General features: G+C 65.7%; 33 protein-coding genes. 13 read left to right on the top strand and 20 right to left on the bottom strand.

Features of this window, described 5'->3' with window-relative positions; genetic code table 11:
* Positions 1 to 76 precede the first annotated feature (76 nt).
* Positions 77 to 403, top strand: coding sequence for a PadR family transcriptional regulator (locus ACX0GZ_RS02080; RefSeq protein ID WP_458812853.1), 327 nt, complete (start codon positions 77 to 79; stop codon positions 401 to 403).
* A gap of 8 nt (positions 404 to 411) precedes the next feature.
* Positions 412 to 1578 (top strand): hypothetical protein, encoded by a 1167-nt coding sequence (locus ACX0GZ_RS02075; RefSeq protein WP_458812851.1) that lies wholly within the window; start codon positions 412 to 414, stop codon positions 1576 to 1578.
* Positions 1579 to 1603: 25 nt separating this feature from the next.
* Here the strand turns inward: ACX0GZ_RS02075 and ACX0GZ_RS02070 are convergent, their stop codons facing one another.
* Positions 1604 to 2221, bottom strand: a complete 618-nt coding sequence (locus ACX0GZ_RS02070; protein WP_458812849.1) for a hypothetical protein — start codon at positions 2219 to 2221, stop codon at positions 1604 to 1606.
* A 28-nt stretch (positions 2222 to 2249) separates the two neighbouring features.
* Here ACX0GZ_RS02070 and ACX0GZ_RS02065 point away from each other — a divergent pair, with 28 nt between their 5' ends.
* Both ACX0GZ_RS02065 and ACX0GZ_RS02060 read left to right on the top strand, forming a co-directional pair.
* On the top strand, positions 2250 to 3329 hold the full coding sequence (locus ACX0GZ_RS02065) for a winged helix-turn-helix domain-containing protein (protein WP_458812847.1): 1080 nt from the start codon (positions 2250 to 2252) through the stop codon (positions 3327 to 3329).
* A 217-nt stretch (positions 3330 to 3546) separates the two neighbouring features.
* Entirely contained in the window at positions 3547 to 4839 is a 1293-nt protein-coding gene (locus ACX0GZ_RS02060; protein WP_458812845.1) for an MFS transporter, read from the top strand.
* Positions 4840 to 4871: 32 nt separating this feature from the next.
* Here the strand turns inward: ACX0GZ_RS02060 and ACX0GZ_RS02055 are convergent, their stop codons facing one another.
* The 3 genes from ACX0GZ_RS02055 to ACX0GZ_RS02045 form a co-directional block, all read right to left on the bottom strand.
* Positions 4872 to 6161 carry an amidohydrolase family protein gene (locus ACX0GZ_RS02055; protein WP_458812843.1) on the bottom strand — a complete coding sequence of 430 codons (1290 nt, stop codon included), beginning with the start codon at positions 6159 to 6161 and terminating at the stop codon, positions 4872 to 4874.
* Positions 6162 to 6324: 163 nt separating this feature from the next.
* Entirely contained in the window at positions 6325 to 6882 is a 558-nt protein-coding gene (gene rsmD / locus ACX0GZ_RS02050; protein ID WP_458812841.1) for a 16S rRNA (guanine(966)-N(2))-methyltransferase RsmD, read from the bottom strand.
* On the bottom strand, positions 6879 to 8390 hold the full coding sequence (locus ACX0GZ_RS02045; protein ID WP_458812839.1) for a pseudouridine synthase: 1512 nt from the start codon (positions 8388 to 8390) through the stop codon (positions 6879 to 6881). The genes rsmD and ACX0GZ_RS02045 overlap by 4 nt, the downstream gene beginning before the upstream one ends.
* 126 nt (positions 8391 to 8516) lie before the next feature.
* Here ACX0GZ_RS02045 and ACX0GZ_RS02040 point away from each other — a divergent pair, with 126 nt between their 5' ends.
* The 3 genes from ACX0GZ_RS02040 to ACX0GZ_RS02030 all read left to right on the top strand — a co-directional run bounded on the left by ACX0GZ_RS02040 (position 8517) and on the right by ACX0GZ_RS02030 (position 9986).
* Positions 8517 to 8954, top strand: coding sequence for a response regulator (locus ACX0GZ_RS02040; protein ID WP_458812837.1), 438 nt, complete (start codon positions 8517 to 8519; stop codon positions 8952 to 8954).
* Positions 8955 to 9141: 187 nt separating this feature from the next.
* The gene (locus ACX0GZ_RS02035; protein ID WP_458812835.1) at positions 9142 to 9678 is read left to right on the top strand and encodes a J domain-containing protein; all 537 of its coding nucleotides are present in this window, start codon (positions 9142 to 9144) and stop codon (positions 9676 to 9678) included.
* Positions 9663 to 9986, top strand: a complete 324-nt coding sequence (locus tag ACX0GZ_RS02030; RefSeq protein WP_458812833.1) for a hypothetical protein — start codon at positions 9663 to 9665, stop codon at positions 9984 to 9986. Before ACX0GZ_RS02035 ends, ACX0GZ_RS02030 begins: the two co-directional genes overlap by 16 nt.
* Positions 9987 to 10110: 124 nt before the next feature.
* Here ACX0GZ_RS02030 and ACX0GZ_RS02025 read toward each other — a convergent pair whose 3' ends face one another.
* From ACX0GZ_RS02025 to pspA, 10 genes are all read right to left on the bottom strand, one after another.
* On the bottom strand, positions 10111 to 10524 hold the full coding sequence (locus tag ACX0GZ_RS02025; protein WP_458812831.1) for a SufE family protein: 414 nt from the start codon (positions 10522 to 10524) through the stop codon (positions 10111 to 10113).
* Positions 10525 to 10634: 110 nt separating this feature from the next.
* Entirely contained in the window at positions 10635 to 10889 is a 255-nt protein-coding gene (locus ACX0GZ_RS02020) for a hypothetical protein (protein ID WP_458812829.1), read from the bottom strand.
* A 17-nt stretch (positions 10890 to 10906) separates the two neighbouring features.
* Positions 10907 to 11179 (bottom strand): hypothetical protein, encoded by a 273-nt coding sequence (locus ACX0GZ_RS02015; protein WP_458812827.1) that lies wholly within the window; start codon positions 11177 to 11179, stop codon positions 10907 to 10909.
* 29 nt (positions 11180 to 11208) lie between these two features.
* Complete coding sequence (locus tag ACX0GZ_RS02010; protein ID WP_458812825.1) at positions 11209 to 11337, bottom strand: hypothetical protein; 129 nt, start codon at positions 11335 to 11337, stop codon at positions 11209 to 11211.
* 11 nt (positions 11338 to 11348) lie between these two features.
* Positions 11349 to 11615: a hypothetical protein gene (locus ACX0GZ_RS02005; protein ID WP_458812823.1), complete on the bottom strand. Its 267-nt coding sequence runs from the start codon at positions 11613 to 11615 to the stop codon at positions 11349 to 11351.
* Between the two features lie 12 nt (positions 11616 to 11627).
* Positions 11628 to 11948, bottom strand: a complete 321-nt coding sequence (locus ACX0GZ_RS02000) for a hypothetical protein (RefSeq protein ID WP_236547884.1) — start codon at positions 11946 to 11948, stop codon at positions 11628 to 11630.
* Positions 11949 to 11970: 22 nt separating this feature from the next.
* Positions 11971 to 12261, bottom strand: coding sequence for a hypothetical protein (locus ACX0GZ_RS01995; RefSeq protein WP_458812820.1), 291 nt, complete (start codon positions 12259 to 12261; stop codon positions 11971 to 11973).
* Between the two features lie 28 nt (positions 12262 to 12289).
* Entirely contained in the window at positions 12290 to 12667 is a 378-nt protein-coding gene (pspC, locus tag ACX0GZ_RS01990; protein WP_458812818.1) for an envelope stress response membrane protein PspC, read from the bottom strand.
* A gap of 1 nt (position 12668) precedes the next feature.
* On the bottom strand, positions 12669 to 12941 hold the full coding sequence (pspB, locus tag ACX0GZ_RS01985; protein ID WP_458812816.1) for an envelope stress response membrane protein PspB: 273 nt from the start codon (positions 12939 to 12941) through the stop codon (positions 12669 to 12671).
* A gap of 4 nt (positions 12942 to 12945) precedes the next feature.
* Positions 12946 to 13614, bottom strand: coding sequence for a phage shock protein PspA (gene pspA / locus ACX0GZ_RS01980; RefSeq protein ID WP_458812814.1), 669 nt, complete (start codon positions 13612 to 13614; stop codon positions 12946 to 12948).
* A 290-nt stretch (positions 13615 to 13904) separates the two neighbouring features.
* Here pspA and pspF point away from each other — a divergent pair, with 290 nt between their 5' ends.
* Positions 13905 to 14951 (top strand): phage shock protein operon transcriptional activator, encoded by a 1047-nt coding sequence (pspF, locus tag ACX0GZ_RS01975; protein ID WP_458812812.1) that lies wholly within the window; start codon positions 13905 to 13907, stop codon positions 14949 to 14951.
* Between the two features lie 175 nt (positions 14952 to 15126).
* A complete protein-coding gene (locus ACX0GZ_RS01970) occupies positions 15127 to 15747 on the top strand; it encodes a superoxide dismutase (protein WP_458812810.1) in 621 nt (206 codons plus the stop codon).
* A 133-nt stretch (positions 15748 to 15880) separates the two neighbouring features.
* On the opposite strand, the gene ACX0GZ_RS01965 is transcribed toward ACX0GZ_RS01970, so the two are convergent.
* The 3 genes from ACX0GZ_RS01965 to mtaB all read right to left on the bottom strand — a co-directional run bounded on the left by ACX0GZ_RS01965 (position 15881) and on the right by mtaB (position 18982).
* On the bottom strand, positions 15881 to 16516 hold the full coding sequence (locus ACX0GZ_RS01965) for a septation protein A (protein ID WP_458812808.1): 636 nt from the start codon (positions 16514 to 16516) through the stop codon (positions 15881 to 15883).
* Positions 16517 to 16683: 167 nt separating this feature from the next.
* Positions 16684 to 17610 (bottom strand): signal recognition particle-docking protein FtsY, encoded by a 927-nt coding sequence (gene ftsY / locus ACX0GZ_RS01960; protein ID WP_458812806.1) that lies wholly within the window; start codon positions 17608 to 17610, stop codon positions 16684 to 16686.
* Positions 17611 to 17632: 22 nt separating this feature from the next.
* Positions 17633 to 18982 (bottom strand): tRNA (N(6)-L-threonylcarbamoyladenosine(37)-C(2))-methylthiotransferase MtaB, encoded by a 1350-nt coding sequence (gene mtaB, locus ACX0GZ_RS01955; RefSeq protein ID WP_458812804.1) that lies wholly within the window; start codon positions 18980 to 18982, stop codon positions 17633 to 17635.
* Between mtaB and ACX0GZ_RS01950 the strand changes: the two genes are divergently transcribed.
* Positions 18918 to 19568 carry a DUF924 family protein gene (locus ACX0GZ_RS01950; protein ID WP_458812802.1) on the top strand — a complete coding sequence of 217 codons (651 nt, stop codon included), beginning with the start codon at positions 18918 to 18920 and terminating at the stop codon, positions 19566 to 19568. The two genes, mtaB and ACX0GZ_RS01950, sit on opposite strands and share 65 nt — an antisense overlap.
* On the opposite strand, the gene ACX0GZ_RS01945 is transcribed toward ACX0GZ_RS01950, so the two are convergent.
* Positions 19543 to 21180 carry a putative bifunctional diguanylate cyclase/phosphodiesterase gene (locus ACX0GZ_RS01945; RefSeq protein WP_458812800.1) on the bottom strand — a complete coding sequence of 546 codons (1638 nt, stop codon included), beginning with the start codon at positions 21178 to 21180 and terminating at the stop codon, positions 19543 to 19545. The two genes, ACX0GZ_RS01950 and ACX0GZ_RS01945, sit on opposite strands and share 26 nt — an antisense overlap.
* Positions 21181 to 21408: 228 nt before the next feature.
* Between ACX0GZ_RS01945 and ffh the strand changes: the two genes are divergently transcribed.
* The 3 genes from ffh (at position 21409) to rimM (ending at position 24005) form a co-directional block, all read left to right on the top strand.
* The gene (ffh, locus tag ACX0GZ_RS01940; protein ID WP_458812798.1) at positions 21409 to 22899 is read left to right on the top strand and encodes a signal recognition particle protein; all 1491 of its coding nucleotides are present in this window, start codon (positions 21409 to 21411) and stop codon (positions 22897 to 22899) included.
* A gap of 125 nt (positions 22900 to 23024) precedes the next feature.
* Positions 23025 to 23504, top strand: coding sequence for a 30S ribosomal protein S16 (gene rpsP / locus ACX0GZ_RS01935; RefSeq protein WP_458812796.1), 480 nt, complete (start codon positions 23025 to 23027; stop codon positions 23502 to 23504).
* Positions 23505 to 23510: 6 nt separating this feature from the next.
* A complete protein-coding gene (gene rimM, locus ACX0GZ_RS01930) occupies positions 23511 to 24005 on the top strand; it encodes a ribosome maturation factor RimM (protein ID WP_458812794.1) in 495 nt (164 codons plus the stop codon).
* Between the two features lie 325 nt (positions 24006 to 24330).
* On the opposite strand, the gene ACX0GZ_RS01925 is transcribed toward rimM, so the two are convergent.
* The gene (locus tag ACX0GZ_RS01925; protein ID WP_458812792.1) at positions 24331 to 25641 is read right to left on the bottom strand and encodes a PepSY-associated TM helix domain-containing protein; all 1311 of its coding nucleotides are present in this window, start codon (positions 25639 to 25641) and stop codon (positions 24331 to 24333) included.
* Between the two features lie 71 nt (positions 25642 to 25712).
* Positions 25713 to 26114 (bottom strand): hypothetical protein, encoded by a 402-nt coding sequence (locus ACX0GZ_RS01920; RefSeq protein ID WP_458812790.1) that lies wholly within the window; start codon positions 26112 to 26114, stop codon positions 25713 to 25715.
* Positions 26115 to 26125: the final 11 nt, after the last annotated feature.

Raw genomic sequence — 26125 nt, 5'->3', positions numbered from 1 at the left:
AATTATTGACGAGCCTAGCGCGTCGCCGGCTCAGAACGGAATTCCACTTGACGAATATTCTATATAGGTAGAGTTAATGGGTGTGACCCGGAAACGCGCCCTGTCCAGCCATGCCCGCGCGCTGCTGAGAATCCTGTTGGATGCGCAGGGCCAATGGCGTCATGGTTATGACTTGGCAGCGCTGACCGGTTTGAAGTCGGGCACGTTATACCCGCTGCTGATCCGTCTGGAGTCGCAAGGCTATCTCGAAGCGGAATGGCAGCCGCCTGCCGCCCGTGGTCGCCCGCCACGTCACGCCTATCGTTTGACCGCCGCGGGGGTAAGGCTGGCGCATCTGGAGGCAAATATGTCTGAAACCGCGACACTGACCGTCGCGTGGCGCAACGGCGAGGCGATGTCGTGAGTGGGTTGATGCGTCGGGCCGCGCAACGGATCATGTGGGCGGCGGAAAATGTGTTTCCTGACCATCTTTCCTGCTGGTCCCGCGCGATGGCGCGCGAGCTTGCGGAAATCCGGCATGATCGCGCAGCTCTGGCGTTTGCCGTCGGCTGTCTTCGGGCTGCGATCATGCTGGCGGTGGGCACATGGATTGCGACGCTACGAAGCCGCTTTGTCGATACCGCCATAACTTCATCCAGGAGCACCCCGATAATGAACCGCTTGGTCGATCGTCCGCGAAATCTTGGCCTGATATGCGCCGTTACGGCTGTCTGCCTCGGCTTGGCATATATGACCGCAGCGGGCGCTCCGGCAAATTATCTGCTGGTCAACGTGGCGGCACTCGTGCTGGGCGCATCGGCGTGGCTGGCGCTCAGGCGGACGGCAACGGTGCGGCTAGTGGAGAGCGGGAATGCGGCGCTCGCTTTGGCATTGCTGCTGCTCGCGACCGCTGTGTTCGGCGCAGCGGCCGATGGGGTATCTCGCTGGGTCATTGTCGGTCCGCTGAGCATCCAGGTCAGCCTGATCGTCCTGCCGGCGATGGTCGTTCTGTATGCGAGGCGAGCGGATGCGATCGGAACGATCGGCATGGCAATCGCCGCGATTGCTCTGGCGATTCAGCCCGACCGCGCAATGGCTGGCGTGCTGGCAGCCGGACTGGGCGCAATCGCGCTGGCAAAGCGCGAGCGCCTTCCCGCGTTGGGCCTCGCAATCGCCATTGCGGCATTTGCCGCGACGCTCATCCGAGCTGATGCATCTCCGGCGGTGCCCTTTGTCGATCGGATCCTCTACACGGCGTTCGGCGTCCATGTGCTGGCCGGTCTGGCCGTTGTCACGGGATGCCTTATTCTTGTCTTGCCCGCGCTGGCCGGGGCGATGCACAGCGGCGATCAGCGGTCCGTGATGATGGCGTTCGGCGCCTCCTGGGCGGGCGTGGTGGCTGCAGCCGCGCTTGGCAATTATCCCACACCGCTGGTTGGCTACAGCGGAAGCGCGGTCCTTGGTTACCTGCTCGGCGTCGCCTTGTTGCCGAACGCTGGACGATCGGCTGTCGGCGCAGACGAAGGTGGGACGGTGTCTGCTGCTAGAGTCCGTGCCGAACAGGACATTGTCGGGTCGCATATTCCCAAACTCGTCTGACTCGCGCCCGGCCCGCCTGCCGCTGTCACATCAAGGCCCTCCGAAACAGCATGCTGCTCGTCCACCATAGCGCCGTGAAGAACAGCGTCACGAAGGGGATGAGGATGCCCATTGCCAGCGCGGCCACGCCGACCGCGATCTGGGCGATGGCGGCGGTGGTCATGGTGCAGGCCATGCCGCGGGGGCGGAAGCGGCTTAGGAGGGCGCCCAAAAACGCGATGGCGAGCGGGCCGCCGAACATCAGGTTGGCGGGGTTGTCTTCGTTGCCGATGATGCCGACCGCGCCGTTGATCCAGATGAGCAGGAACGATGCGGCGAGCGCGAGGGCCACGCCGCCGCGATAGGCGAAGGTCGTGCGGGTCAGCACGGCGATGTCGTAGAGCAGGGCGGTGCCGCCGATCATGACGCTTGCGAATATGAAATCGCGTGGGGTCCAGTTCACCTCGCTCGTGAACCGCATCGCGACGGCCGGGAGCAGGAGCAGTCCGGCGACCACGGTCCAGCGCGCGATGCGCCAGCCGTTCCAGAAGGCCGGGGGTGGAGTGGGGGACGGTGTTCCGGTCGGGGTCGATGCTGCTGCCATTGCCTTGCCTTTGCGATTGCGGGAAACAGCGATGTGACGCAGCCGACCCGTGATCGGCATGAGCAAAAACTGAGGCTTCGCTGAAACGATGGACGAGGGGCGGTATCGGTTCGGCGACTTCGTGCTCGACGCGGGCGACCGGCGGCTGATGCGCGGGGGCGAGGGGGTGGCGGTCAATGCGCGCTATCTCGACGCGCTGCTGCTGCTGGTGCGCGGGCGCGGCGCGCTGGTGTCGAAGGACGCGTTCATGGATCAGGTGTGGCGCGGCGTGCCGGTGACCGACGAGGCGCTGACCCAGTGCATCCGTACGCTTCGCCGGCTGCTGGGCGACGATGCCACGCGGCCCCGGTTCATCGAGACGGTGCCCAAATATGGCTATCGCTTCGTCGCCGCCGTGGAGGGAGCGGAGGAGCGGTCGGTGGCCGATAGCGGTGCTGTTGACCCTGCTGCAATTTCCGGGCCGGTCGAACGGCATGCGCGCGACGATATCTGGCGACTGGCGATGGCGGGCACGTTGGGGGCCGGGGTGGCGGGCGCGATCGGCGGCGTAGCCTACGGCTTTGCCGCGACGGCCGGGGCGGGGGCGAGCGCGCTATCGATGCTGCTGGTGATGACCGTAGTGACGGCGTTGGTTGCGGTGCTGGGCGGTGCAGGCGTGGCGACGGGAATCGCGGGCGTCGGTTTAGTGGCCGGGCGCGGATCGGCCTGGACGATTGCGGGCGGTGCGGCGGGCGGGATGCTGGTCGGGGCGGTGGTCAAACTGTTCGGGATGGATGCGTTCGAATTGCTGCTGGGCCAGTCGCCGGGCGACATGACCGGCGCGGCGGAGGGCATTGCGCTGGGCGCGGCGGTCGGGCTGGGGAGCTGGCTCGGCGGGCGGGCGACTTCGCTGAGGCGCGCGGTGGCGGTCGCGGCCTCGTGCGGCGCGGCAAGCGGGGTCGCGATTGCGCTGCTCGGCGGGCGGTTGATGGGCGGGAGCCTGGACCTGCTCGTGCGGTCGATGCCGGGATCACGCTTGCGGCTGGATGCGATCGGGGGAGCGTTCGGTGAAGCCGGGTTCGGGGCGATCAGTCGGGTCGCGACCGGCGCCGTCGAGGGCGGATTGTTTGCGGCGTGCATCATCGGGGGAATGTGGCTGGCGCGGAAGGGCGTGTTGGTGGGGAAATGAACTGCGACCGCAGTACAGCCATTTTCGTTCGAGCGAAGTCGATAAACGTGAACTTGGTGCTCGTGCGCGTTTCTCGACTTCGCTCGAAACGAACGGGGTGAGGGCGTTTTCCCAAAACAGTTCCGCCGGGACTGCCCGTCATCATCCTGAACAATTGCCCGCTTGCCAGTCCCGTTCCGAGGGGCAAGGAAGCGTCAGGTTTCTGGGGAGAGCGCGCATGGCGGGCGAACACGTGATCGGGACGGCGGACACGCGGCATCCGATGGTGGCGAACCGGCGGGTGCTGGGGGCGAGCCTGGTCGGGACGTCGGTCGAGTTTTACGATTTCTATATCTATGCGACCGCCGCGGCACTCGTGTTCGGGCCGTTATTCTTTCCGGCCGAAAGCGCGTCGGCGCAGTTGATGGCGGCGTATGCGTCGCTGGGGCTGGCGTTCGTCGCGCGACCGCTGGGCGCGCTGGTGTTCGGGCATTTCGGCGACCGGGTGGGGCGCAAATCGACGCTGGTCGCGTCGCTGATGCTGATGGGCGGCGCGACGTTCCTGATCGCATTCCTGCCGACCTATGCGATGGTCGGGTGGATCGCGCCGCTGCTGCTGTGCATCCTGCGGTTCAGCCAGGGGCTGGGGCTGGGCGGCGAATGGGGCGGCGCGGCCCTATTGGCGATGGAGAATGCGCCAAAGGGCTGGGCCGGACGGTTCGGCATGGTGCCGCAGCTTGGCGCGCCGATCGGGTTCATCGCCGCCAACGGATTGTTTTTGATATTGGCATTGGTGCTTTCCGACGCGCAGTTCGTGTCCTGGGGCTGGCGGGTGCCGTTTCTGCTGTCGGCGATTCTGGTCGTGCTGGGGCTGTGGGTGCGGTTGAAGCTGCACGAGACGCCCGCGTTTCGAGAGGCGATGGAGCGCGATCCGCCGGCTTCGGTGCCGATCGCGGAGCTGTTCCGCGCCCATCTGCGCGCGACGCTGGCGGGGACGTTCGGCGTGGTGGCGTGCTTCGCGCTCTATTACATCGCGACCGCGTTCGTGCTGGGATACGGAACGACGACGCTCGGCTTTTCGCGGTCGGCGTTTCTGTCGGTCCAACTGGTCGCGATCCTGTTCATGGCGCTGGGGATCATATTGTCCGGGTGGTGGGCGGATCGAACCACGCCGGGCCATGTGCTGGCCTGGGGATGCGCGATGGTGATCGCGAGCGGAGCGCTGATGCTGCCGATGATGGGCGGCGGCGACCTGACGATGATCGGCCTGTGGCTGGGCGTCGCGCTGCTGGCGATGGGCTTCGTCTATGGGCCTCTCGGGGCGTGGTTGCCGGGGCTGTTTCCGGCGCGGGTGCGCTACACCGGTGCGTCGATGGCGTTCAATGTCGGCGGGGTGATCGGCGGCGCGCTGACGCCAATCTTTGCGCAGGCGCTGACCGATATCGGCGGGATCGGCTATGTCGGGGTGTATCTGGCGGTGGCGGGCGTGTTGAGCCTGGGCGGCTTGTGGCTGGTGCCGCGGGCGCGTTAGGGGGAGGCGCGGGCACTTCCCCCCGGCGAAAGTCAGCGCGCCAGCACATTCCCCTGTTTCACCGCCGCGCGGATGCGGCGGATGGCGGTGAGGTCGGTCAGCGGATCGCCGTCTAGCGCGATGAAGCTGGCCTCCGCGCCCTCCTCGATCAAGCCGATACGGCGGTCGGGAAAGATCGCGCGGGCGGTATCGCGCGTGGCGATGCGGAGCAATTCGGCGCGCGGCATGATGCCGAGCGCGTCGATCGCCTCGACCTCGTCGAGCACCGATCCGCCGAACAGGTCTGAGCCGAGGATCAGCTTTACGCCCGCCGCGCGCAGGCGGCGGATATTGTCGGCGTGGTTGGCCATGATCGCGTCGCTGTCGCCGGGATTGGCGCGCAGATGATGTCGCGCGACCGCGACCGTCGGCGTGACGAACACGCCGCGCCGAGCGGCCTCCGCGATGGCGGCGTCGCTCAGCCGATACTCGGCGATCACATGACCTTTTGCGATGCGGTAGCCGGGGAGGTGGGCGATGATGTCGACCCCGCCGCGCATCGCCGCGTCGAAATCGGGCGCGGTATCGACATGGGCGGCGACGCGCGCGCCGATCGCCTTTGCGCGCGCGACGAGTTCGGGGACGAGCGCGGGGTCGAGGCCGTTATAGCCGAACAGTTCGGGGCGCTTGCGATTGGCAGCGTGGTTGGCGGAATCGATCAGGATGATCTTGATCAGTTTCGGCTTGTCGGCAGCGATGGCGTCCCAGCGCGCGTCGAGTTCGGCGCGGGTATCGATCGACCAATAACCCTTGTTGCGGATCGCGTCGGGTTCGACCGGCATGCCTTCGGCCTTGTAACTGGCGAGCGCGATGCCGAGCGGATGCCCGTCCGATGCCGAGATGCAGCCGCCCGCGAACAGCACATCAACATTGGCGGTGTTCGCCAGCAGGCCGCGATAACCGCGCGTTTCCTCGGGCATCGAGCAGAGCTGGGCGCTGTAGAAGACACCGCGGTCGAGATAGGCCTGTGCGTTCATCGAGGCGGTGAAGGCGTTTTGAAGGTCGTGGTTATGTGCCTCCGCGAAGGGGGGGAGGATGTAGCGATCGGCGAGGTTCAGCGTCGCGTCGATTCGCGCCGGGCGAGCGGCGGTGAAGCGGCCATCGACCACATACCAGTCGCCGGTGACGAACCGCTCGCCATCGAACCAGCGTCCGCCGACAAGGTGCAGGCTGCGCTGTTCGGCGTTTTCGGCAGCCGGGAGCGGCGTGGCTGTGGCGGGCGCGGTGGTGGGGGGAAGTGTGGCGCAACCGCCAAGAGACAGTGCGAATGCGCCGGCGATCAAGACATGGTGTTTCAGAACATTCTCCTGCTGTGTTGCCGATGCAATACAGTGGTGGAGGTGGTGGTCAAGATGGTTGGGGGTCGGTGGCGCCGACGCCGAATTTTTGCGCAGGCACTGACCGATGTCGGAGGGGTTGATCAGTCTGGCATGGCGTGTCGAGGGATCACTCCTCGTCGATCGCGCTTGCGATCGGCCGCAGCAGCGTAATTTTCGCCTTTCCGTACACCCGCTCCGCGTCGATCTCGAAGCCCTTGGCCGCGACCACTTCCTTCGCGCCGGTTTCGATCGAGACGATGGTGGCGGGGCCGGTCCAGCCCAGGCGCGCGAGTTTGTCGAGGGCGACGATGCCGGCGCCGGTGGCGTAGGGGGGGTCCATCAGGATCAGGTCGAGCGGTTCGCGTGCCGGGCCGAGGGCCATGACCGAGGTGGCGCGGATGTCGGGGCGGATGCCGAGTTTGTCGGCGTTGGCTTTGATGGCGTCGGTCGCGGCGCGGTCCTGTTCGACGAACAGGCAACTCGCGGCACCGCGCGACAGGGCTTCGAAGCCCAGCGCGCCCGAGCCTGCGAAGAAATCGCCGACGCTCAATCCGTCGAAGCTGCCGACGCGGCTGACCAGCATCGAGAACAGGCCTTCGCGGGTGCGGTCGGCGGTGGGGCGGGTGGCGTCGCCCTTCGGCGTGACCAGCGGGCGACCGCGCCACTGTCCGGCGACGATCCTCATTTGCGGGGGCCTCCCTTGCGGGGACCGCCGGGTCTGGAGCCGGGTGGTTTGGGTTTGGCCCAACCCTTGCCGCGCGTCGGGCGTTCGGGGCGGCTTGAGTCGGGGCGGGCGGAGTCCGAGCGGTGAGAGTCGGGGCGGTGCGGACGATCGTCGCCAACCGGTCGCGCTGCGCGGTCGGTTCGCGCGAACGGCTTTGCGCCGTAGGACTTGGCCGGGCGATCGGTGTCGGGCGTGCGCGCGGGGTGCTTGTCACGGCCTGGACCTTCCCAAGGCGAGCGGTGGTCGCCGCGCGCGGTTCGCGGGTCGTAATCGGGGTGATCGCCGCTTTGCTGACGGCCGATGGCGCGCGGGGGCGGGCGGCGGTCGGTTCGCTCTGCACGAGCACCGGGCTTTCGTTCATCGCGGGCGGGGCGGCGCGTTTCGAGTTCCTCGCCCCTGGGGCGGACGCGGGCACCGGCGCGCGCGACCGGGCCGGGGCGAGCGTTGCGCTGGAACGGTTCGGCGCTGGGATCGGCGGGGCGATCCTCGCGGGGTTTGAAGCGGGCGCGCTGGCGAGCGCCGAAGCCGATCGGCTTTTTCGGATCGGCAGGGTTTGGCGCGGCGCGCGGCTGACGCGGTGGCGCGGTGTCGGTGCGGACGGGAGTGGGGCGAGGCGCGCGCGGATTCTTGCGCAGATTGCCCTCCGGTTCGACCGCCGCCGCCGGGCGCGGTTTCGCAACCGCAATGCCCGGTTCGGCGCGCAGTTCACGGCGCTTGTCGGCGGGGAGGTCGAGCGACTTGCGGAACGCGATCAGGTCGTGCGCGCGGATTTCGGTGACCTGGCCGACGGGCAGATCGTCGAGCATGAACGGGCCGTATCGGGTGCGGATCAGGCGGCTGACCTCCAGCCCCAGATGTTCGAGCACGCGGCGGACCTCGCGGTTCTTGCCCTCGGTCAGCGTCAGTTCGATCCACGCATTGGCGCCGGTGCGGCGTTCCAGATTGGCGTTGATCGGGCCGTAGCGCATCCCCTCGATCTCGACGCCCATCATCAATTCTTCGAGCTGCTCCTGCGTCACGTCGCCGTAGGCGCGCGCGCGGTAGCTGCGCTCGACCCCGGTGGCGGGGAGTTCGAGCTGGCGCTTCAATTCGCCGTCGGTGGTCAGCAGCAACAGCCCTTCGGTATTCATGTCGAGCCGCCCGACCGGGATCACCCGCGGCAATTCGCTGGGGAGGTGATCGTAGATCGTCTTGCGGCCATCGGGGTCGTATTCGGTGGTCAGGCAGCCCGGCGGCTTGTGGAACGCGAACAGGCGGGTGGGTGCGGGTGCGGCGACCGGCTGGCCATCGACGGTGACGCCGGTGAGCGAGGTCAGGATCGTGGCGGGCGTGTCGAGCACCACGCCGTTCAGCGCAATACGACCGTCGGCGATCATGCGCTCGATTTCTCGCCGCGACGCGATTCCGGCACGGGCGAGCAATTTGGCGATGCGTTGGCCGTCGGCGGGCTTGGACGTGGGGTCGGACACGATGCTATGGTTCTTTTCGAATGCGAAAGGATCGGCCGGTCATGCAACAAAGCACGCGGTCGGCGGTTCAGTGGTGCAGGGCTATAGGGCGGTTTGGCTGCCCGTGAAAGTGAGCGGATTGCGGGCATGTTGTTCGGGAAGAAAAAGCGGCGGATCGAACGCATCCTGATCGTCGAGGACGAGCCGCTGGTCGCGTTCGACAACGAGCATTTTCTGCAAGGCGAAGGCTTCGACATCGTCGCGACGGTCGACAGCGTCGCCGATGCGCTGCGTTGTATCGAGGAAGTCGAGGAGGCGATCCACCTGTTGCTGGTCGATATCGGACTGGCCGACGGCAACGGCATCGACGTGGCGCGAGCCGCGAACGAAAAGGGCATCCATGTCGTGTTCGTGACCGGCGCGTGTCCGGGCAATATCGAGGGGCTGGCGCTGGGGTGCCTGTCCAAACCCTATCAGCAGCGCGACCTGATCGCCGTCATCAACGCGGTCGAAAAAGTGACCGAGGGCAAGACCGTCAAGCGGCTGCCCGCAAGTTTCACCTTGTTCGCGCCTGCTGCTGCTTGAGTAGCGATCCAACCCCCGCCCGTTCGTTTCGAGCGAAGTCGAGAAACGCGGGCCAGGCGCTGGTGTCACGTTTCTCGACTTCGCTCGAAACGAACGGGGGTTGGCGATCGGAGCCGATCGCGGTGATCGGAAATTCGCGCGCGGCAGAGGCTGGCATCCCCCGCTTTCCCCGCCTATCTGGCTGAACATGGCGCGTTCCACACGATCGAATGACTGGGGATTTCCCCGCTGGCGGGGCTATGAATCCGAGCGCGCGGCGACGACGGTGCGGCTGTGCGACCGGCATGGCTGCGAGGAAGTCGGCGACCGGCCTGCGCCCAAATCGCCCAACAGCCCCGATCGCTGGTATTTCTGCGAAGCGCACGCCGCCGAATACAATAAGGGCTGGAATTATTTCGAGGGCCTGTCGGCGGAAGAAGCGGCGCAACGCGAAGCGGAGGAGCGGCGCGATGCGGGTGGTTTCGCCCAGTCGAAGCATCAGGCCTGGGCTGGCCCCGGCGACGGAACGCGGTCGCGCGACGAGATGCGTGCGCTTGATGTGCTGGAACTTGAGGTCGACGCCGATTTTGAAAGCGTGAAGGCGGCCTATCGGCGTCAGGCCAAGGCCAACCACCCCGATGTTCGCCCCGGCGATGCCGAAGCGGCCAAGCGCTTCCACGCGATCCAGGCGGCCTATGACGTGCTGAAGGCGGCCGAGGATCGCCGCGAATGGCGGCCCGATTGAAGACGCGGGTGCGGTCGGACTGGGCGCAAACAGTCTTGGTCTGCGCGAAATGTTCGAAAAAGATGGGCGGCGGCTTCGGGCCGAAGGGCAAGACGGCGCTTGCCAAGGCGCTGCGTAAGCAAGTCGGCGCGAAGAACGGTCGCAAGTCGCCGGTCGGGATCGTCGAGGTCAAATGCCTGGGCGTATGCCCGAAGCGCGCGGTTACCGTCATTGACGGCGCGCGCCCCCGCGAGTGGGTGCTGGTGCCGGAGGGGGCGGATGTCGGCGCGGTGGCCGTGGAATTGGGGTTGGTGCAGGGATGCAGATGAGGATGATCGGGTAGTCCGACTGTCATTGCGAGCGCAGCGAAGCAATCCAGGTCAGCGCGCGCCGTACTGGATTGCTTCGCTGCGCTCGCAATGACGCTAGGATGGTGTGTCGCGGGAGCCCGCGTTATCCCGCGGCCGCATATCGTTCCGCGGTGGCACGGATCAGGGCGATCATGTTGGGGATGCCCTGGGTCCGGTTGGAACTGAGCTGGTTCTTGAGGTCGAACGGCGCCAGTTCGCCTTCGATGTCGGTGGCGAGGATCTCTTCCGGCGACTTGTCCTGCACGGTCAGCAGCACCAGCGCGATGATCCCCTTGGTGATCGCGGCGTTGCTGTCGGCGAGGAAATGCAGGCGTCCGTCGTCGGTGACGGTCGGATAGACCCATACGGCGGCCGAACATCCCCGCACCAGCGTCGCATCGGTCTTCAGCGGATCGGGCATGTCCTCAAGCGCGCGGCCCAGATCGATCAGCAGGCGATAGCGATCGTCGGGTTCGAGGAACGCGTATTCGTCGGCAAGGGTCGCGATGGTCTGCATGGCGGCGCTATAGCGCGGTGGCGAGTGAAGGGAAGGCTTTGCGCCTTGCCCGCTTTCATCGTCATCCCTGCGAAAACAGGGATGACGCTCCCTGGAGCGGGCGTGGCCGCTTAAAGGTCCACGCCCGCTGCGATCGCTTCCAGCTTGCGGATGCGTTCCTTGAGGTCGGCGATCTCGATCCGGGCGCTGGCGTTGCCGGTCGGGACCGGGTCGGCGTGGCCGTCGTGCGAGGGGCCGACCAGCGACAATTGCTGGCGTTTGAGGGCGAGCCATCCGCGCCATCCGGCGAGGGCGGCGGCGATTACCATGCCCAGCGCCGCCAATCCGGCCGCTGCCATGATCATGTAGAAATCGGGGCTGTTCATCATCTCTACTCCCGGCATCAGCTGCGGTTCTTGTCGCGCAGCCGCTCGATCTCATGGTCGAGGCGCAGGCTGCCTTCATTGTCGGTAACGACGCGTTCGAGCACGGCGACGCGGTCCTTCAATGTGCGGACCTCGTCGGTCAGCCGCTTGTTGTCGGCGGCGACGGCGGCATCCTGACGGTCGAAAAATTCGTTGCCGTGCTTGTCCTTCCGCATCCCGTATTTGGCGCGCAACACGCTGCCGATGGTGACGAGGAAGACGATCGCGACGACCATTTCGAAGGGGTTCATGGGGCGGCTCCCTGATTACGAGTGGCGAGTCAGGCGGCGGCGTTTTCGGCGTCGCGCGCCAGGCGTTCGGCGCGGCGAACCGGGCGGTCGCGCTTTTCGGCGATGAACACGCCGCCGGCGGTGAGGACGGTCATGACGACGAGGAAACCGATGAACATGGGCCTGGTCCTTAGTTGAGCGGGCGGTCGCGCAGCCGTTCGATCTCGTCGGAGAGTTCGAGGCCGCGGTCGGTGATGATACGCTCCAGCACTTGCATGCGCTGTTCGAGGCGTTCGGTATGCGCCGCGTATTGTGCGGCCTTTTCGGCGGTCTGGGCGCTCATCAGTTCAAGCTGCTTTTCCTTGAACTTGATGTGCCGTTTGTAGGCGTCGCCGAGGACACCGGCGATAACCGGGATGCCGACGACGATCAGAAAAAACCAGATGTAACCGGGCATGGCGGGCGCTCCTCAGTTGGCCGGGCCGCGCAGCTGTTCGATCTCGCGATCGAGCAGGTGGCTGCTGTCGGTGACGATGCGTTCGACGTTTGCAAGGCGATCCTTGACCGAGCCGAGTTCGGCGCGGAGCTGGGCGTTTTCCTGGCTGAGCAGTTTGACGCGTTCCAGCGTTTCGCCGCTGTTCTTGGGATAGACCGCCTGGCCCCAGGCGCCGTCGAGCGGATAGCCGTTCTTGATCCGCATCCAGGTGGTAAGCACCCAGCCGACCATCCCGGCGACGCCGACGATCGCGACCATCGGTCCGATCACCTGGAGGATTGCGACTTTTTCCATCGTCTCGGTTCCTTCTTGCGGCTCAGCGCAGTTCGTCGATTTCGCGCGCGGTACGGGTCGCCGGGTCGGTGGCGATGCGTTCGAGCACGGCGATGCGTTCTTCGAGCCGCGACACCTTGCCGTGGAGCTTTTCGTTTTCGCTGGCCAGCAGGTTGACCTTGCGATCGGCGTCCGGATCGGCGCGGGCGACGGTGCCGCCCCATTCGTTTTCGATCGGATAGCCGTGCTTGGCGCGGATCCAGGTGCTGATCAGCCAGCCACCCATGCAGACCGCGACGATGGCGATGACGAAAGCGGGTCCACCGAAATTCATCTCAAATTCCTCCCTTTATTCTCTGCGCTCAGCGCAGGCGCTCGATCTCGTCGGCGAGCTGGGTGTTGCGGCTGGTGTAGAAGGTTTCCATGTTGGCCAGGCGGCGGTCGATGTCGCGCAGTTTCGAGCGGACTTCCGCCGTCGTGCGCTTCGGGTTCGACCGGGTGCGCTGCCAGAATTTCTCGTCCTCTTCGCTGTCGTACAGGCCGATCGGCTTTTTCGGCGCGATCAGACCGGTGGCAACATAGGCGAGCGCTGCCCAACCGCTGGTGGCAAAGGCCAGGACGACCATGCCCACGCGGACCCAGGTCGTGTCGATGCCGGTATAATCGGCGATCCCCGAACACACGCCCATCCATTTGGCGTTCTGCTTGTCGAGGTAGAATTTGGTGCGGGTCGCGGACATGTCAGCTCCTCCGGGTATAGTCGAGTTCGCCGCGGACGGGGGTCTGGCTGACCTGTGCGCGGTAATCGGGGTTGTCGGCGGCGACGATGCGTTCGATCGTGTCGAGCCGGTCGTCGAGACGACGGGCCATGTGGTGCAGCTCATCGAGCAATTGCTCGTCTTCGCCGGTCATCGAGGGCGCCTGCTTCCACTTGGTGATATAGTGGAAGATCACCCAGGGGAGGCCGATGAACAGCATCCCGACGATGACGATGGGGAGAAAGACGTCTTCCATCGCGTCAGCCCTCCTTGTTCATCCGCGCCTTTAGCGCTTCGAGTTCGGCATCGACCTTTTCGGACGATTTCAGCTCGGCGATTTCCTCTTCCAGCGTCTTGGGCGGGGCGCCCAGCGACAGCGCGTCGGCGCGGCCTTCGGCGAAATCGACGCGGCGTTCGAGGACATCGAAGCGGCTGAACGCGTCTTCGGTTTTCGCGCCCCCCAGCACTTCGCGCATCCGGAAGCGGTTGTTCGCCGATTCGAGCCGAGTGTTGATCGAATTCTGGCGGGTGCGGGCTTCCGACAGCTTCTTCTGGAGCTTGGCGATGTCGCCTTCCGACGCGCGCAGCGCATCGTCGAGGACCGTGATCTCCGCGCTCAGTTGATCGGCCATATCGGCGGCCTTCTGGCGTTCGACCAGCGCAGCCTTGGCCAGATCCTCGCGGTCCTTCGACAGCGCCAGTTCGGCCTTTTCGGTCCAGCTTTCCTGAAGTTTTTCGAGCTTCGCGATGTGGCGACGCATTTCCTTCTGGTCGGCGATGGTGCGCGCGGCGGATGCGCGGACTTCGACCAGGGTTTCCTCCATTTCGAGGATGATCATACGGATCATCTTTGCCGGGTCTTCCGCCTTGTCGAGCAAGTCGGTCATGTTGGCGGCGATGATGTCGCGGGTTCGCGAGAAAATGCCCATTTGAAGTCAACTCCTTCGTGCGAAACGCAGATTACTGAACAATAAGGCGGCCGGGGCAGGATGGGGCGTCCCGCCCCGGTCGATGCCATCGCGTCTGAAAGACGGTCCGGCGGTCAAGTTCGTCAACGCGGGTCCTCCCTGAACCCTTGTCTTTCCACCGCTTGTCGGGTGGTTGCGCTTAGCATTGCAGGGGGCGTGCCAATTTGCGTTTCGCCCATGTCGCGGGGCTTTCGTTCATCGCGCAGAAATGTGACTTGCCAAGTGTTGGGAAAATGCGCCAACCCTTGCGCATGGAACGCACGACCCAGGTTATCGGCCAGTCCTCGGCCTTTCTCGACACGCTGGAACGCGCCAGTCGCGCAGCCGCGCTCGACCGTCCGGTGCTGGTGATCGGCGAGCGTGGGACGGGCAAGGAACTGGTTGCGGAGCGCCTCCACCGGCTCTCCCCTCGCTGGGACCAGCCGTTGGTCATCATGAACTGCGCGGCGCTGCCCGAGACGCTGATCGAGGCCGAATTGTTCGGGCACGAAGCGGGCGCGTTCACCGGCGCGACGCGGGCGCGGGCAGGCAGGTTTGAGGAAGCGGACAAGGGGACGTTGTTCCTCGACGAACTCGGCACGCTGTCGATGGCGGCGCAGGACCGGCTGCTGCGCGCGGTCGAATATGGCGAGATCACGCGGATCGGTTCGTCGCGACCGATCCGCGTCGATGTGCGGATCGTGGCGGCGACCAACGAGCATCTGCCCGACAAGGTCGACCGGCATCAGTTTCGCGCCGATTTGCTCGACCGGCTGAGCTTCGAAGTGGTGACGCTACCCCCCTTGCGCGCGCGACCGGGCGACGTGATGGTGCTGGCCGAGCATTTCGGGCGGCGGATGGCGTCCGAGATCGGCTGGGACGACTGGCCGGGCTTCGGACCTGAGGCGACCGACGCGCTGACCCAATATCGCTGGCCGGGCAATGTGCGCGAGTTGCGCAACGTGGTGGAGCGCGCCGTGTATCGCTGGGAACGCGACGGGCCGATCGAAGCGATCCAGATCGACCCGTTCGATTCGCCGTTCCGGCCAAGGGGCAAGGGCGCGGGGTCGATGAACGCGCAGCCGAACGCAGCGCAGTCGGTGGCGGAACCGGAGGCGCACGAGCCGCGCGCCGAGGAGGCGGCCCCGGTATTCGACGGCGCGGATTTCAAGACGCGGGTGTCGCAGTTCGAAAAGACGCTGCTCCAGCGTGCAATGGCCGAACACCGCTTCAACCAGCGCGCGACGGCGGAAGGGCTGGGGCTGACGTACGACCAGTTGCGGCATGCGCTGCGGCGGCATGGGATGCTGGGGGGATAAGGCCCAACCCCCAACCCAATCGTCATGCCGGACTTGTCGGTCCGGGGTGACGCAGGGAGGACGCACCCACTGATCGCTTCCCTCGACTCGTTACGCGAACGATTCTCATGGCGCTTTTCCGCGGGTGATGCGTTAGGCGCAGCGTATCCGATCACCCAAACAGGAGGACGCCGTCATGGCTTTCGAACTTCCCGCCCTTCCTTTCGACAAGAACGCGCTGGCGCCGCATATGTCGGCAGAGACGCTCGAATTCCATCATGGCAAGCATCACAAGGCCTATGTCGACAAGACCAATGGCATGCTCGCCGAGAAGGGCCTCGAAGGGCGCAAGCTGACCGAGGTGATCCAGTCCGCCAAGGACAAGGGCGACAAGGGGCTGTTCAACAATTCCGCGCAGATCTGGAACCACAGCTTTTTCTGGCAGGGGCTGTCGCCCGACAACCAGAAGCCGGGCGGCAAGCTGGCCGACATGATTTCCGAGGAATTCGGCTCGGCCGATGCGCTGATCAAGAAGCTCGTCGAGGAATCGACGGCGCATTTCTCCAACGGCTGGGGCTGGCTGGTGCTCGACGGCGGCAAGCTGAAGGTGACGTCGCTGCACGATGCCGACACGCCGGTGGTGTATGAAGGGATGCGCCCGCTGCTGACGATCGACGTGTGGGAGCACGCCTATTACATCGATTACCGCAACGCGCGGCCGAGCTATCTCGACGCGGTCACGGCGAACCTGATCAACTGGGATTTCGTCGCGCAGAATCTTGACGGTGATGGCGTCAGCCGCGCCGATCAGGGATAACCCACTAATTCCTCCCCCGCCGGGGGAGGGGGCCAGCGAAGCTGGTGGAGGGGGTTGGCCGTGAGCGCTACGCTGTTTGGCACCCCCTACGTCAGTGCTTCGCGCTGTCACCTCCCCCGGCGGGGGAGGAATTTCAGCCCTCCGGCGGCAGGGGCGCGTCGGTCGGCTTTTCGGCGTTCAGGCCGTGCTTCATCAGCATCGGGACGTTGAGCATCGCGAAGACGAAGGTCAGGGGCACCACGCCCCACAGTTTGAACCCGACCCAGAAATCCCAGCTCTGCGTGCGCCAGACGACTTCGTTGAGCACCGCCATCGCGACGAAGAAGATCGTCCAGTTGATGGTCAGCAGGTGCCAGCCGCGCGGGGACAAGCCCGGATACGCGGTTTCCAGCACCATTTGCAGCATCGGGCGTTTGGTGATGAGGCCGAAGGCAAGGACGGCGGCGAACATCGAATAGACGATGGTCGGCTTGACCTTGATGAAGGTGTCGTTGTGGAAATAGAGCGTCAGCGCGCCGAACACGAGAACCAGCACGCCCGACACCCACAACATCGGGGAGATGTGACCGCTCTTGACCCGCGAGGCGACCATCGCGACGGCGATGGCGACCATGAACGCGGCGGTCGCGGCGAGCACTCTGCTTAGCTGCGGACCGGGGGCGAAGGTGTTGACCAGGAAGAAGACGGCGAGCGGGCCGAAATCGACCAGCATGCGGAAACCCGGGCCAGTGGCGGGTTTTGATGGCGGGGCGGGGTGGGCTTCGGTCATATCATTTCCAAATTTTCTACTGGCCCATCTCATCCCAACCGTTGGTATCGAGTAGGGTTCGAGCTTGTCGAGAACCAGTATCGAGATAGGTGCTCCCTCGATATGCCTTCTCGACAAGCTCGAAGGCTACTCGGGACGAACGGAGAGAGGGTGGGGGACGAACTCGCTTATTTCCGCACCGTCTCAACCCCCGCGATGATGCGCGAAACTTCGTTGGCGTCGAAGGGACGGAGGTCGTCGACCTGTTCGCCGACGCCGATCGCGTGGATGGGGAGGGCGAATTTTTCCGCCGCCGCGACCAGTACGCCGCCGCGCGCGGTGCCGTCGAGCTTGGTCATGACGAGGCCGGTCACGCCTGCGACTTCCTTGAACACCTCGATCTGTGACAGCGCATTCTGGCCGGTGGTCGCGTCGAGGACGAGGACCACGTCATGCGGGCTGGCGGGGTTGATGCGGCCGAGGACGCGGCGGATCTTCGCCAGTTCGTCCATCAGTTCGCGCTTGTTCTGGAGGCGTCCGGCGGTGTCGACGATCAGCACGTCGATGCCGGTCGCGGTCGCCTGTTTGACAGCTTCATAGACGATGCCCGCCGCGTCGCCGCCTTCGGGACCGGTGACGATGGGCACGCCGATGCGTTCCGCCCAGGTCTTGAGCTGACCGATCGCCGCGGCGCGGAACGTGTCGCCCGCGGCCAGCATCACGCCGTAATCCTGCTCGACCAGCAAGTGCGCGAGCTTGGCGATCGTTGTCGTCTTGCCCGATCCGTTGACGCCGATGACGAGGATGACCTGGGGGCGCGGAAAGGCTTCGATCTCGAGCGGTTTGGCGACTTTGGCGAGGCTCTTTTCGATTTCCTCGGCGACCACCAGGCGGATGCCGAGTTCCTCCATGTTGCGCTCATACTGGCCTTCGGACAGGCGCTTGCGGACGCGCGCGGCGGTGTCGGGGCCAAGGTCGGAGGCGATCAGCGCTTCCTCGATCTCGTCGAGCTGATCGTCGTCGAGCCGCGCCGCGCCGAGCCCGGCGAGGTTGCCGATCAGGCGGTCGGAGGTTTTCTTGAAGCCGCCGAGGAGGCGGTCGTGCCAGGAGGTCATGCGGAGGTCGTTTCTCTGTTCGTCATGCCGGACTTGTTCCTGCATCCACCGGGCGGCGGATGACGCCCGACCGATGGAGTTGCGCGAGGTGAGGAGTGGACCCCGGAACAGGTCCGGGGTGACGGATGGAAGAGGTTAGTGTGTTGCCCTCTACGCCGGTGATGGTGGTGCGGACGACGCTGCCGACGGCGTGCGTGTCCGCCAGCCGCACCTCCGCGAAGTTGCCTGCGTGGCCGCGGTCGCCGGGGCGTTCGACCAAAATGTCCTGCTCGGTCCCGACTAGCGATTGCAGCCATGCGGTGCGGTGTTCGGCGGCGCGGGTGCGCAAGGTAGCGGCGCGGGCTTTCACCTCAGGAGGCGCGACTTGCGGCATGCGGGCAGCCGGGGTGCCGGTGCGGGGGCTGAAGGGGAAGATATGGGCGTGGACGATGTCGCAATCGGCGATGAGCGCGAGGCTGTTGGCGAACATTTCGTGCGTTTCCGTCGGGAACCCAGCGATGATGTCGGCACCGATCGCGATTTCAGGGCGAGCCGTCTTCAGGCGTTCCACCAATGCCACCGCTTCGGCGCGCGCGTGGCGGCGTTTCATCCGTTTCAGGATCATGTCGTCACCTGCCTGAAGCGACAGGTGGACGTGTGGCATGACGCGCGGTTCCTGGGTCAGCAGCGCGAACAGGCGGTCGTCGATCTCGATCGAATCGAGCGACGACAGGCGCAGGCGCTTCAGGTCCGGGACATGGCGCAGGATGCGTTCGACCAGCGCGCCGAGATCGGGCTTGCCGGGCAAGTCGTGGCCATAGCTGGTGAGGTCGACGCCGGTCAGCACGACTTCGCTATGCCCCTGCGCGACGACCGCCGCGATATGGTCGATCACCGCACCTGCGGGAACCGAGCGGCTGTTGCCGCGGCCATAGGGAATCGCGCAGAAGGTGCAGCGATGGTCGCAGCCATTCTGGACTTCGACAAATGCGCGGGCATGTCCGGTAAAGACATGGGCAAGGTGCGGGGCGGTCTCGCGGACGGCCATGATGTCGCTCACCGCCATCCGGTCGCTTGCGGCCCAGACGGCGGGGTCGAGTTTTTCGGCATTGCCGACGACGCGCGCAACCTCTGGCATGGCGGCGAAGCTGGCGGGGTCGATTTGTGCGGCGCAACCCGTCACGACGATCTCCGCACCCGGACGCGCGCGTTTGGCGCGGCGGATCGCCTGGCGCGTCGAGCGCACCGCTTCGTTGGTCACCGCACAGCTATTGACGACCACCATGTCACGGTGTCCAACCAGCGCACGGATCGTTTCGCTTTCGGCGATGTTCAATCGACAGCCCAGGCTGACGATTTCGGCCGCTGGCAAGGACGAAGAGGGGGACGACATGGCGGCTGACTTAGGGGCGAGCGAGCGCGAAGTCCACGCAAGCCCGGTGGCGAGCGCACGCGAGGTGATCGAATTCTGGTTCGCGCTGACCACCGAACAGCAATTCGCCAAGGACGACAAACTGGACGCCAAGATCGCCAAGCGCTTCGGTGCCTTGCGCGATCATCTGTTGGCGACCGATGCCGATGGGTGGCGCGGCGATGCCGAACGGATGCTGGCGGCGATCATCGTGCTCGACCAGTTTTCGCGCAATTTGAACCGAGGCTCGGCGGAAGCCTATGCCGCCGATCCGCTGGCCGTGCAGTTGACGCTGGAGGGCATTCGCGCCGGGTTCGATCTGGAAGTGACGCCGGAGAAGCGCGCCTTTTTCTACATGCCGTTGATGCACGCCGAGAATATGGGGCTGCAGAACTATGCGATCGCGCTGTTTGCTGAGGCGGGGCTCGACGTGCAGGTCAAATTCGCGCGCGACCATGCCGCCGTCATCGCGGACCATGGCCGGTTCCCGTCACGCAACAAGGCGCTCGGGCGCAAAAGCACCCCGGCCGAAAAGGAATATCTCAGCCGACCTGACGCTGGCTGGTGAGGTCGTCGGCCTGCGGGCGTGGCGCATCGGGCGCGCCGACGCGGATGAGCCCGCGTTCGGCAAGCATGCGGCGAGCGCCTGCGACCGAGACGGGCTTGCCGTAATACCAGCCTTGACCTTTCATGCAGCCGATCGAGCGCAGCCGCTCCTGAACTTCTGCATCCTCGACGCCCTCTGCGGTGACGGGAAGGTTCAGGCTCTCGCCCAGCCGGACGATGGCGGTGACGATCGCGGCCGAGTCGGCGCTGTCGTTGATCGAGGTGATGAAGCTCTTGTCGACCTTGATCCGGTCGAACGGCAGCGCGCGCAGATGCGCGAGGCTGGAATAGCCGGTGCCGAAATCGTCGAGCGCGACGGCGATGCCCTGATTCTTGAGGCTGCCGACGATCGATTGTGCGAGCGCGAGATTTTCGAAAAGCGCGCTTTCGGTGATCTCGATCTCCAGCCGGTTGGCGGGGAAGCCGGTCTCGACCAGCGCCTTGATGATCTTTTGTGCGAGCCACGGATCGCGAAGCTGGGTCGGCGAGATGTTGATCGACAGCGACAGCGACGGATCCCAGTCGCGCGCGGCGGCAAAGGACTGGCGCATGATCGAGAGCGACAGGTCGCCGATCATGCCCGAATCCTCGGCAATGCCGATAAAGGCGTCGGGCTGAATCAGACCGCGCAAGGGATGTTCCCAGCGGGCGAGCACCTCGAACCCGGTCAGCCTGCCGGTGTCGAGATCGACCTGTTGTTCGAAATAGGGAACGATCTGGCCCTTGGGGATCGCGGTGCGCAGGCCGAGTTCGAGGTCGTTGCGCGCCTTCAACTCGCGCTCCATCGACGCGTCGAACCAGGCATAGCGGTTCTTCCCCGCTTTCTTGGCGGCATACATGGCGATGTCGGCCGAACGCAGCAGCGCGTCCATCGACGGGCATTCGAAATCGGAGCGTGCGATGCCGATCGACGCGCTGACGTGACAGCGCACTCCTTCGGCGTCGAGGGGCTGGGCGAGGTGCGAGACGAGGGCCTGGGCGACCCATTCGACGGTTTCCGGGTGCTCGGGGGCGAACGTCATGCCGCACGCGAATTCGTCACCGCCAAGCCGGGCGATAACCGCATTGTCGGGAAGCGCGGTCGCGATCTTCTGCGCGGCGGCGCGGAGCAGCGCATCGCCGACGGCATGGCCGTGCATGTCGTTGACCGTCTTGAAGTGATCGAGGTCGATCAGCATCAGCGCCATCGCCTTGCCCCGGCGTTCGGCGTGCGCATACATGGCGCCGCCTTCGTCGGCGATCGAGCGGCGGTTGAGGAAGCCGGTCAGCGAGTCGCGGCTGGCGAGCAGGTGCGCGCGTGCTTCGGCGGCGGTTCGGACGGAGATTTCGTGGCGCAGCGCGTGGTGACGCCGCCAGCCGAGCAGGATGAGCGCGATATTGAGCAGGAGGGCGGTGACCAGCAGCGGTTCGACCGGTGTTGCGCCGTGGCGCCACCAGTCGGACATCCCGATCATCACTGCCCCTGCGGTGCCGATGAACAGCAGGATGGCGGCTGCGCTGATGCCCGCGGTCAACAGGCTGCGGGGCGCGACGCTGCCTTGTTCGGGCAAATCGTTCAGTAGGTCGGCTGGCATGGTCGCGTCTTTCGCTGGCAAAACTGCTTCGCCGATGGTCGCACGAACGCGGTTGCCGATAGGTTAAGGCGCGAATGCCTTGCCTTCGGGCTGGGATACGGCTAACGCGCGCCCATATTCGTTCCCGACGAACGACAAAGGCAAAGCCCCACGGGGTAGGCCGGCCGACGAGGTTTCGTCCGCCGGCTCGTTTTGCGTTTGGCCTGGGCAACGAGAATTGGAGTGACGATGTTCGAGTCTCTTAGCGATCGGTTGGGCGGCGTATTCGATCGCCTGCGCGGTCGCGGCGCACTGAACGAAGCCGATGTGCGGACTGCGATGCGCGAAGTCCGCATCGCGCTGCTGGAAGCCGATGTCGCGCTGCCGGTGGCGCGCGCGTTCGTCGATCGCGTCACCGAAAAAGCGGTCGGGCACGAAGTGCTGCGGTCGATCACGCCGGGGCAGCAGGTCGTCAAGATCGTCCACGACGCGCTGGTCGACATGCTTGGCCCCGACACCGCCGAGCTTGAGATCGACACGACGCCGCCCGCAGTCATCATGCTCGTCGGTCTGCAAGGGTCGGGCAAGACCACGACCACCGCAAAACTCGCCAAGCTGCTCAAGAAGCAGGGCAAGAAGGTGATGATGGCGTCGCTCGACGTCAATCGCCCGGCGGCGCAGGAACAGCTGGCGGTGCTGGGCACCCAGACCGAGGTCGCGACGCTGCCGATCGTCAAGGGTCAGGCGCCGGTCGATATCGCGCGGCGTGCGCTCCAGTCCGCCAAGTTGCAGGGCCATGATGTCCTGATGCTCGACACCGCCGGTCGTCTGCACGTCGATCAGGCGTTGATGGACGAGATGAAGGCGGTGGCCGACATCGCGACGCCGCAGGAAATCCTGCTCGTCGTCGACTCGCTGACCGGCCAGGACGCGGTCAACGTCGCGCAGAACTTCTCGGATCAGGTGCCGCTGACCGGCGTGATCCTGACGCGGATGGACGGCGATGCGCGCGGCGGTGCGGCGCTGTCGATGCGCGAAGTCACCGGCAAGCCGATCAAGTTCGCTGGGATGGGCGAAAAGCTCGATCAGATCGAACCCTTCCATCCCAAGCGCGTCGCGGGGCGCATATTGGGCATGGGCGACGTCGTGTCGCTGGTCGAGAAGGCCGCGCAGGCGATCGAGGCCGACGATGCCGAACGGATGGCCGAGCGGCTGTCCAAGGGCAAGTTCGACATGAACGACCTGCGCGGGCAATTGTCGCAGATGCGCCGGATGGGCGGTATCGGTGCGCTCGCCGGGATGATGCCGGGCATGAAAAAGGCGCAGGCGGCAATGGCGGCCGGCAATGTCGATGAACGCATCCTGCTGCGCATGGACGCGATGATCACGTCGATGACGCCCAAGGAGCGCGCCAACCCCGCGCTCATCAACGCCAAGCGCAAGATCCGCATCGCCAAGGGCTCGGGCACGACCGTTCAGGACGTAAACAAGCTGATGAAGATGCATCTCGAAATGCAGAACGCCATGAAGAAGATCAAGAAGATGGGCGGCCTCAAGGGCATGCTCGGTATGCTTGGCAAGGGCGGCATGGGTGGCCTGGGCAATGCGCTGGGCGGTCCGCAAATGGGCGAGATGATGAAACAGGCCGGGGGCGGGCTTCCCGGACTTGGCGGACCGGGCGGCAAGGGCGGGATGCCGCAACTGCCGCCGGGCCTCGAGGATATGTTGAAGAAGAAGTGAGCCAGCCGCCTACGTCCGTCACCCATGCGAAAGCAGGGGTATCAGTCGGCAGGGGCGGAATTTGAAACCACGATATCCGGGCTTTCGCCGGGATGATAATTTGAAGAAAAAAGGACTAGATTACTATGGCAACCAGCATTCGCCTGTCGCGTGGCGGCTCGAAGAAGCGCCCTTATTACCGCATCGTCGTCGCCGACGTGCGGAGCCCTCGTGACGGTAAGTTCATCGAGAAAATCGGCACCTATAACCCGCTGCTGGGCAAGGACGACGAAAAGCGCGTCGTGCTCGACAGCGACCGCGCCAAGCATTGGCTGAGCGTCGGTGCGCAGCCGACCGACCGCGTCGCGCGCTTCCTCGACGCGGCAGGCGTTCGCGAACGTGCGGCGCGCAACAATCCGAACAAGGCGAAGCCGGGCGAAAAGGCCACCGAACGCGCCGAGGAACGCGCCGAGAAGCTGAAGGCAGCAGAAGAAGCCGAAGCGGAAGCCAAGGCAGCTGCCGCGGCAGCGAAGGAAGAACCGGCGGCTGAAGAAGCGCCTGCTGAGGAAGCGGCTGCCGAAGCACCGGCGGAAGAAGCTGCGACCGAAGAAGCCAAGGCCGAGTAAAGCCGAATGCGCGAAACGCCCGTCACCCTTGCCGTCATCATCGGCGCGCATGGCGTGGCGGGCGAAGTTCGCTTGAAGAGCTTTGCCGACGATCTGGCGAATTATCGTTCGTTCAACGGCGGCAAGCTGACGCTGAAATCGCTGCGCGCCGGGAATAACGGCGCGATCGCCCGCTTCGCCGAGATTGCTGACCGCAACGCGGCAGAGGCAATGCGCGGGACCGAATTGACGGTCGCGCGCTCCGAATTGCCGCCGCTGGACGACGGCGAATATTATCACGCCGACCTGATCGGCCTGCGCGTCGTCGACGAGGCTGGGCTCGAGGTCGGCCACGTCGTCGCCGTCGAGAATTTCGGCGCGGGCGACGTGATCGAAATCGAGCGCCCCGCGTCCGATGACGGCAAGCGCGGCAAGCGCTTCATGGTGCCGATGCGGGCCGAAGCGGTGCCGGAGTGGGATGCCGAGCGGCTGGTCGTCGCCGCGGGGTATGTCGAGGCTTAGGGTCCAAACTCAATCAGGAGGTCGACGTGATCGCCCACCCGCCGCTCCGGGCGACCGCTTTGCGGCGGGCCGATTTTGGCGCCAGGCAGCGTTGCTCGTCGGGCACAATGCTCAAGCATCGCGCCTTCCTCGCGCCTTGCCTGACACCATAATCGGCTCCGTCACGTCGATCTCCTGATTGAGTTTGGACCCTAGCATCCGGACCCCATGGTCACCCCGGCCAACGTGCCGGGGGCCATTAAGCCGATAGCGTCAATCTAAAGTCTCTTGCGCTGCCGTTTGCCGCCCGGTGGACCGCCGGCACGTTGGCCGGGGTGACGATGGGTTAGGTTTGGCGCTTCCCCCATAACCATTCGCCCACGAGCGCGGCGAGCATCGTCAGCCCGGTCAGCGGCAGCGCCAGTCCCACGACCAGCATCACCATCGCCACGCGCCGCGACGATGAGGGGGGGGCGAGCGGCGCGGGGGCCAGTCGACGGCTGCCGCGACGTTTCCACCAAAGCACAGGCGCGGTGACGCACAGGATCAGCGTGCCGATCGCGCCCGCCAGCATGAGCAGGCGGTTCGGCTCGCCATATTGCTGGCCCATATGGGTGTAGAGCCCCCATTCGAATATCCGCGCGCCGACGCCGAAGTCCTTCGATCGCGCGTCGAGCAGCACCGCGCCGTCCTGCGGATCGACATAGACGACATGCGCGTCGCTCGCGTTGGTGACGGCGGCGGAGATCAGCCAGGGGCGACCGGGTTCGCTCGGCGGACGCAGGGTGTAGGGTGCTGCCAGTCCGCGCGACTGGGCGATGGCAAGTGCTGCGTCGGCGTCGATCAGCTTGGCATGACCGGCGTGAGGTATCGCGGCGCGTTGCATCGACCAGGGGAGGGCGGGGTCGTCTTTCCCCGCCGCACGATCGGGGGCGTGGTGATCGACCGGCGCGACGCCGGGCGGGCGCGGGCGACCGCTTTCGGTTTTGGCGATAACGGTCTGCATCGCCGCGCCCCAGACCACCGACCAGGACAATCCGCTCGCCGCGAGGAATAGCAAAACGATCCCGACGGTCGCGCCGGTCCAGGCGTGAACGCGCCGCCATTTGCCGCGTGCGCCATTGTTGCGGAATGCGGCGGTCGCGCGGCGCGGCAACCACAGGACGAAGCCGGTCAGCACCAGCACGATCGCCCAGCCCGCGACGATTTCGATCATCGCGTTGCCGACGGGCCCGGTGATCGACAGGCTGTGGAGCGTCTTGACCGTTTCCATTACGCCGCCTTGCGCCGTGGTGCCGAGCACGCGACCGGTGGCGGGATCGATAAAGGCGGTGCGCCGTTCGCCCGAGCGGTCGATGGTCATGCGCCAGCTATCGCCCTGCGGAGCGCTGGTCAGGTCAAGCACGCGCGCGCCCGTCTGGCGTTCGGCTTGCGCGATCAATCGGGTGGGAGCGAGTGGTTCGCCGGGCGATGCGGCAATCCAGTCGGCATAAACCGCGCGCTCGATCTCGGGCTTGTAGAGGTAGAGCCCGCCGGTGATCGCGAGCCAGGCGAGAAAGGGCAGAATCACCAGCCCGGCGAAAAAGTGCCAACGCCATACGGCGCGGTGGAGAAGCGACGCGCGCTGCGCGGCGCCTCCGGTCGAGGGAGCATGCATGTCGAAAGTCTTGTCCTGTGGGCGCACGAACTTGCGCGCCGGGAAGCGGGGACGCGGCTGCGTCCGTCGAATCAGGTCAGGAGGGCAACGGGCGGTGCGCGGCCGGGCGGGCGCGGAGGGACGGGGCGCTGGCGCGTCGCCGCGGTGGCCGGGCGGACTCCGTTCGCCAGCACGAACAGGATGGCGACGACCAGCAGCGACGGCGGCGTGGCCGACAATATCGGTGTAACGAGACCGGCATAGGCGCACGGCATCGCTTTCGACGCCTGATGCGGTTGGCCATCGGGAATCCGCTGGCCGTCACGGTCGATCAGGACGGTGCGTACGCCTTCGCCGGTGCAGAGCTGGATCGAAAACTGGCCGGGCGCGGGCATGTAACCCGCAGGGACAAGCAGTTTGAGCGCGAGGACGCAAGCCAGCAGCAGCGCGATTGCGGCGCGGCGGTTGCCGATGAAAGTGCGAAGCGTCCCCATTTGCGGGTGGG

This window comes from Sphingomonas aestuarii (genome assembly GCF_054457155.1).
This window is presented reverse-complemented; position numbering and strand designations above follow the sequence as displayed.

Coding starts and splice junctions, on each gene's coding strand:
- pspF (WP_458812812.1), top strand. CDS start 13,905: ATGGAACGCACGACCCAGGTTATCGGCCAGTCCTCGGCCTTTCTCGAC.
- ACX0GZ_RS02005 (WP_458812823.1), bottom strand. CDS start 11,615: ATGCCCGGTTACATCTGGTTTTTTCTGATCGTCGTCGGCATCCCGGTT.
- rsmD (WP_458812841.1), bottom strand. CDS start 6,882: ATGAGGATCGTCGCCGGACAGTGGCGCGGTCGCCCGCTGGTCACGCCG.
- ACX0GZ_RS02080 (WP_458812853.1), top strand. CDS start 77: ATGGGTGTGACCCGGAAACGCGCCCTGTCCAGCCATGCCCGCGCGCTG.
- ACX0GZ_RS02035 (WP_458812835.1), top strand. CDS start 9,142: ATGGCGCGTTCCACACGATCGAATGACTGGGGATTTCCCCGCTGGCGG.
- ACX0GZ_RS02020 (WP_458812829.1), bottom strand. CDS start 10,889: ATGAACAGCCCCGATTTCTACATGATCATGGCAGCGGCCGGATTGGCG.
- pspC (WP_458812818.1), bottom strand. CDS start 12,667: ATGTCCGCGACCCGCACCAAATTCTACCTCGACAAGCAGAACGCCAAA.
- ACX0GZ_RS01995 (WP_458812820.1), bottom strand. CDS start 12,261: ATGAATTTCGGTGGACCCGCTTTCGTCATCGCCATCGTCGCGGTCTGC.
- ACX0GZ_RS02000 (WP_236547884.1), bottom strand. CDS start 11,948: ATGGAAAAAGTCGCAATCCTCCAGGTGATCGGACCGATGGTCGCGATC.
- ACX0GZ_RS01920 (WP_458812790.1), bottom strand. CDS start 26,114: ATGGGGACGCTTCGCACTTTCATCGGCAACCGCCGCGCCGCAATCGCG.
- ACX0GZ_RS01925 (WP_458812792.1), bottom strand. CDS start 25,641: ATGCATGCTCCCTCGACCGGAGGCGCCGCGCAGCGCGCGTCGCTTCTC.
- ACX0GZ_RS01970 (WP_458812810.1), top strand. CDS start 15,127: ATGGCTTTCGAACTTCCCGCCCTTCCTTTCGACAAGAACGCGCTGGCG.
- ACX0GZ_RS01945 (WP_458812800.1), bottom strand. CDS start 21,180: ATGCCAGCCGACCTACTGAACGATTTGCCCGAACAAGGCAGCGTCGCG.
- ACX0GZ_RS02065 (WP_458812847.1), top strand. CDS start 2,250: ATGGACGAGGGGCGGTATCGGTTCGGCGACTTCGTGCTCGACGCGGGC.
- ACX0GZ_RS02070 (WP_458812849.1), bottom strand. CDS start 2,221: ATGCCGATCACGGGTCGGCTGCGTCACATCGCTGTTTCCCGCAATCGC.
- ACX0GZ_RS02040 (WP_458812837.1), top strand. CDS start 8,517: ATGTTGTTCGGGAAGAAAAAGCGGCGGATCGAACGCATCCTGATCGTC.
- mtaB (WP_458812804.1), bottom strand. CDS start 18,982: ATGTCGTCCCCCTCTTCGTCCTTGCCAGCGGCCGAAATCGTCAGCCTG.
- ACX0GZ_RS02030 (WP_458812833.1), top strand. CDS start 9,663: ATGGCGGCCCGATTGAAGACGCGGGTGCGGTCGGACTGGGCGCAAACA.
- ACX0GZ_RS02010 (WP_458812825.1), bottom strand. CDS start 11,337: ATGTTCATCGGTTTCCTCGTCGTCATGACCGTCCTCACCGCCGGCGGC.
- ffh (WP_458812798.1), top strand. CDS start 21,409: ATGTTCGAGTCTCTTAGCGATCGGTTGGGCGGCGTATTCGATCGCCTG.
- ACX0GZ_RS02060 (WP_458812845.1), top strand. CDS start 3,547: ATGGCGGGCGAACACGTGATCGGGACGGCGGACACGCGGCATCCGATG.
- rpsP (WP_458812796.1), top strand. CDS start 23,025: ATGGCAACCAGCATTCGCCTGTCGCGTGGCGGCTCGAAGAAGCGCCCT.
- ACX0GZ_RS01950 (WP_458812802.1), top strand. CDS start 18,918: ATGTTCAATCGACAGCCCAGGCTGACGATTTCGGCCGCTGGCAAGGAC.
- pspA (WP_458812814.1), bottom strand. CDS start 13,614: ATGGGCATTTTCTCGCGAACCCGCGACATCATCGCCGCCAACATGACC.
- ACX0GZ_RS02075 (WP_458812851.1), top strand. CDS start 412: ATGCGTCGGGCCGCGCAACGGATCATGTGGGCGGCGGAAAATGTGTTT.
- pspB (WP_458812816.1), bottom strand. CDS start 12,941: ATGGAAGACGTCTTTCTCCCCATCGTCATCGTCGGGATGCTGTTCATC.
- rimM (WP_458812794.1), top strand. CDS start 23,511: ATGCGCGAAACGCCCGTCACCCTTGCCGTCATCATCGGCGCGCATGGC.
- ACX0GZ_RS02015 (WP_458812827.1), bottom strand. CDS start 11,179: ATGAACCCCTTCGAAATGGTCGTCGCGATCGTCTTCCTCGTCACCATC.
- ftsY (WP_458812806.1), bottom strand. CDS start 17,610: ATGACCTCCTGGCACGACCGCCTCCTCGGCGGCTTCAAGAAAACCTCC.
- ACX0GZ_RS01965 (WP_458812808.1), bottom strand. CDS start 16,516: ATGACCGAAGCCCACCCCGCCCCGCCATCAAAACCCGCCACTGGCCCG.
- ACX0GZ_RS02025 (WP_458812831.1), bottom strand. CDS start 10,524: ATGCAGACCATCGCGACCCTTGCCGACGAATACGCGTTCCTCGAACCC.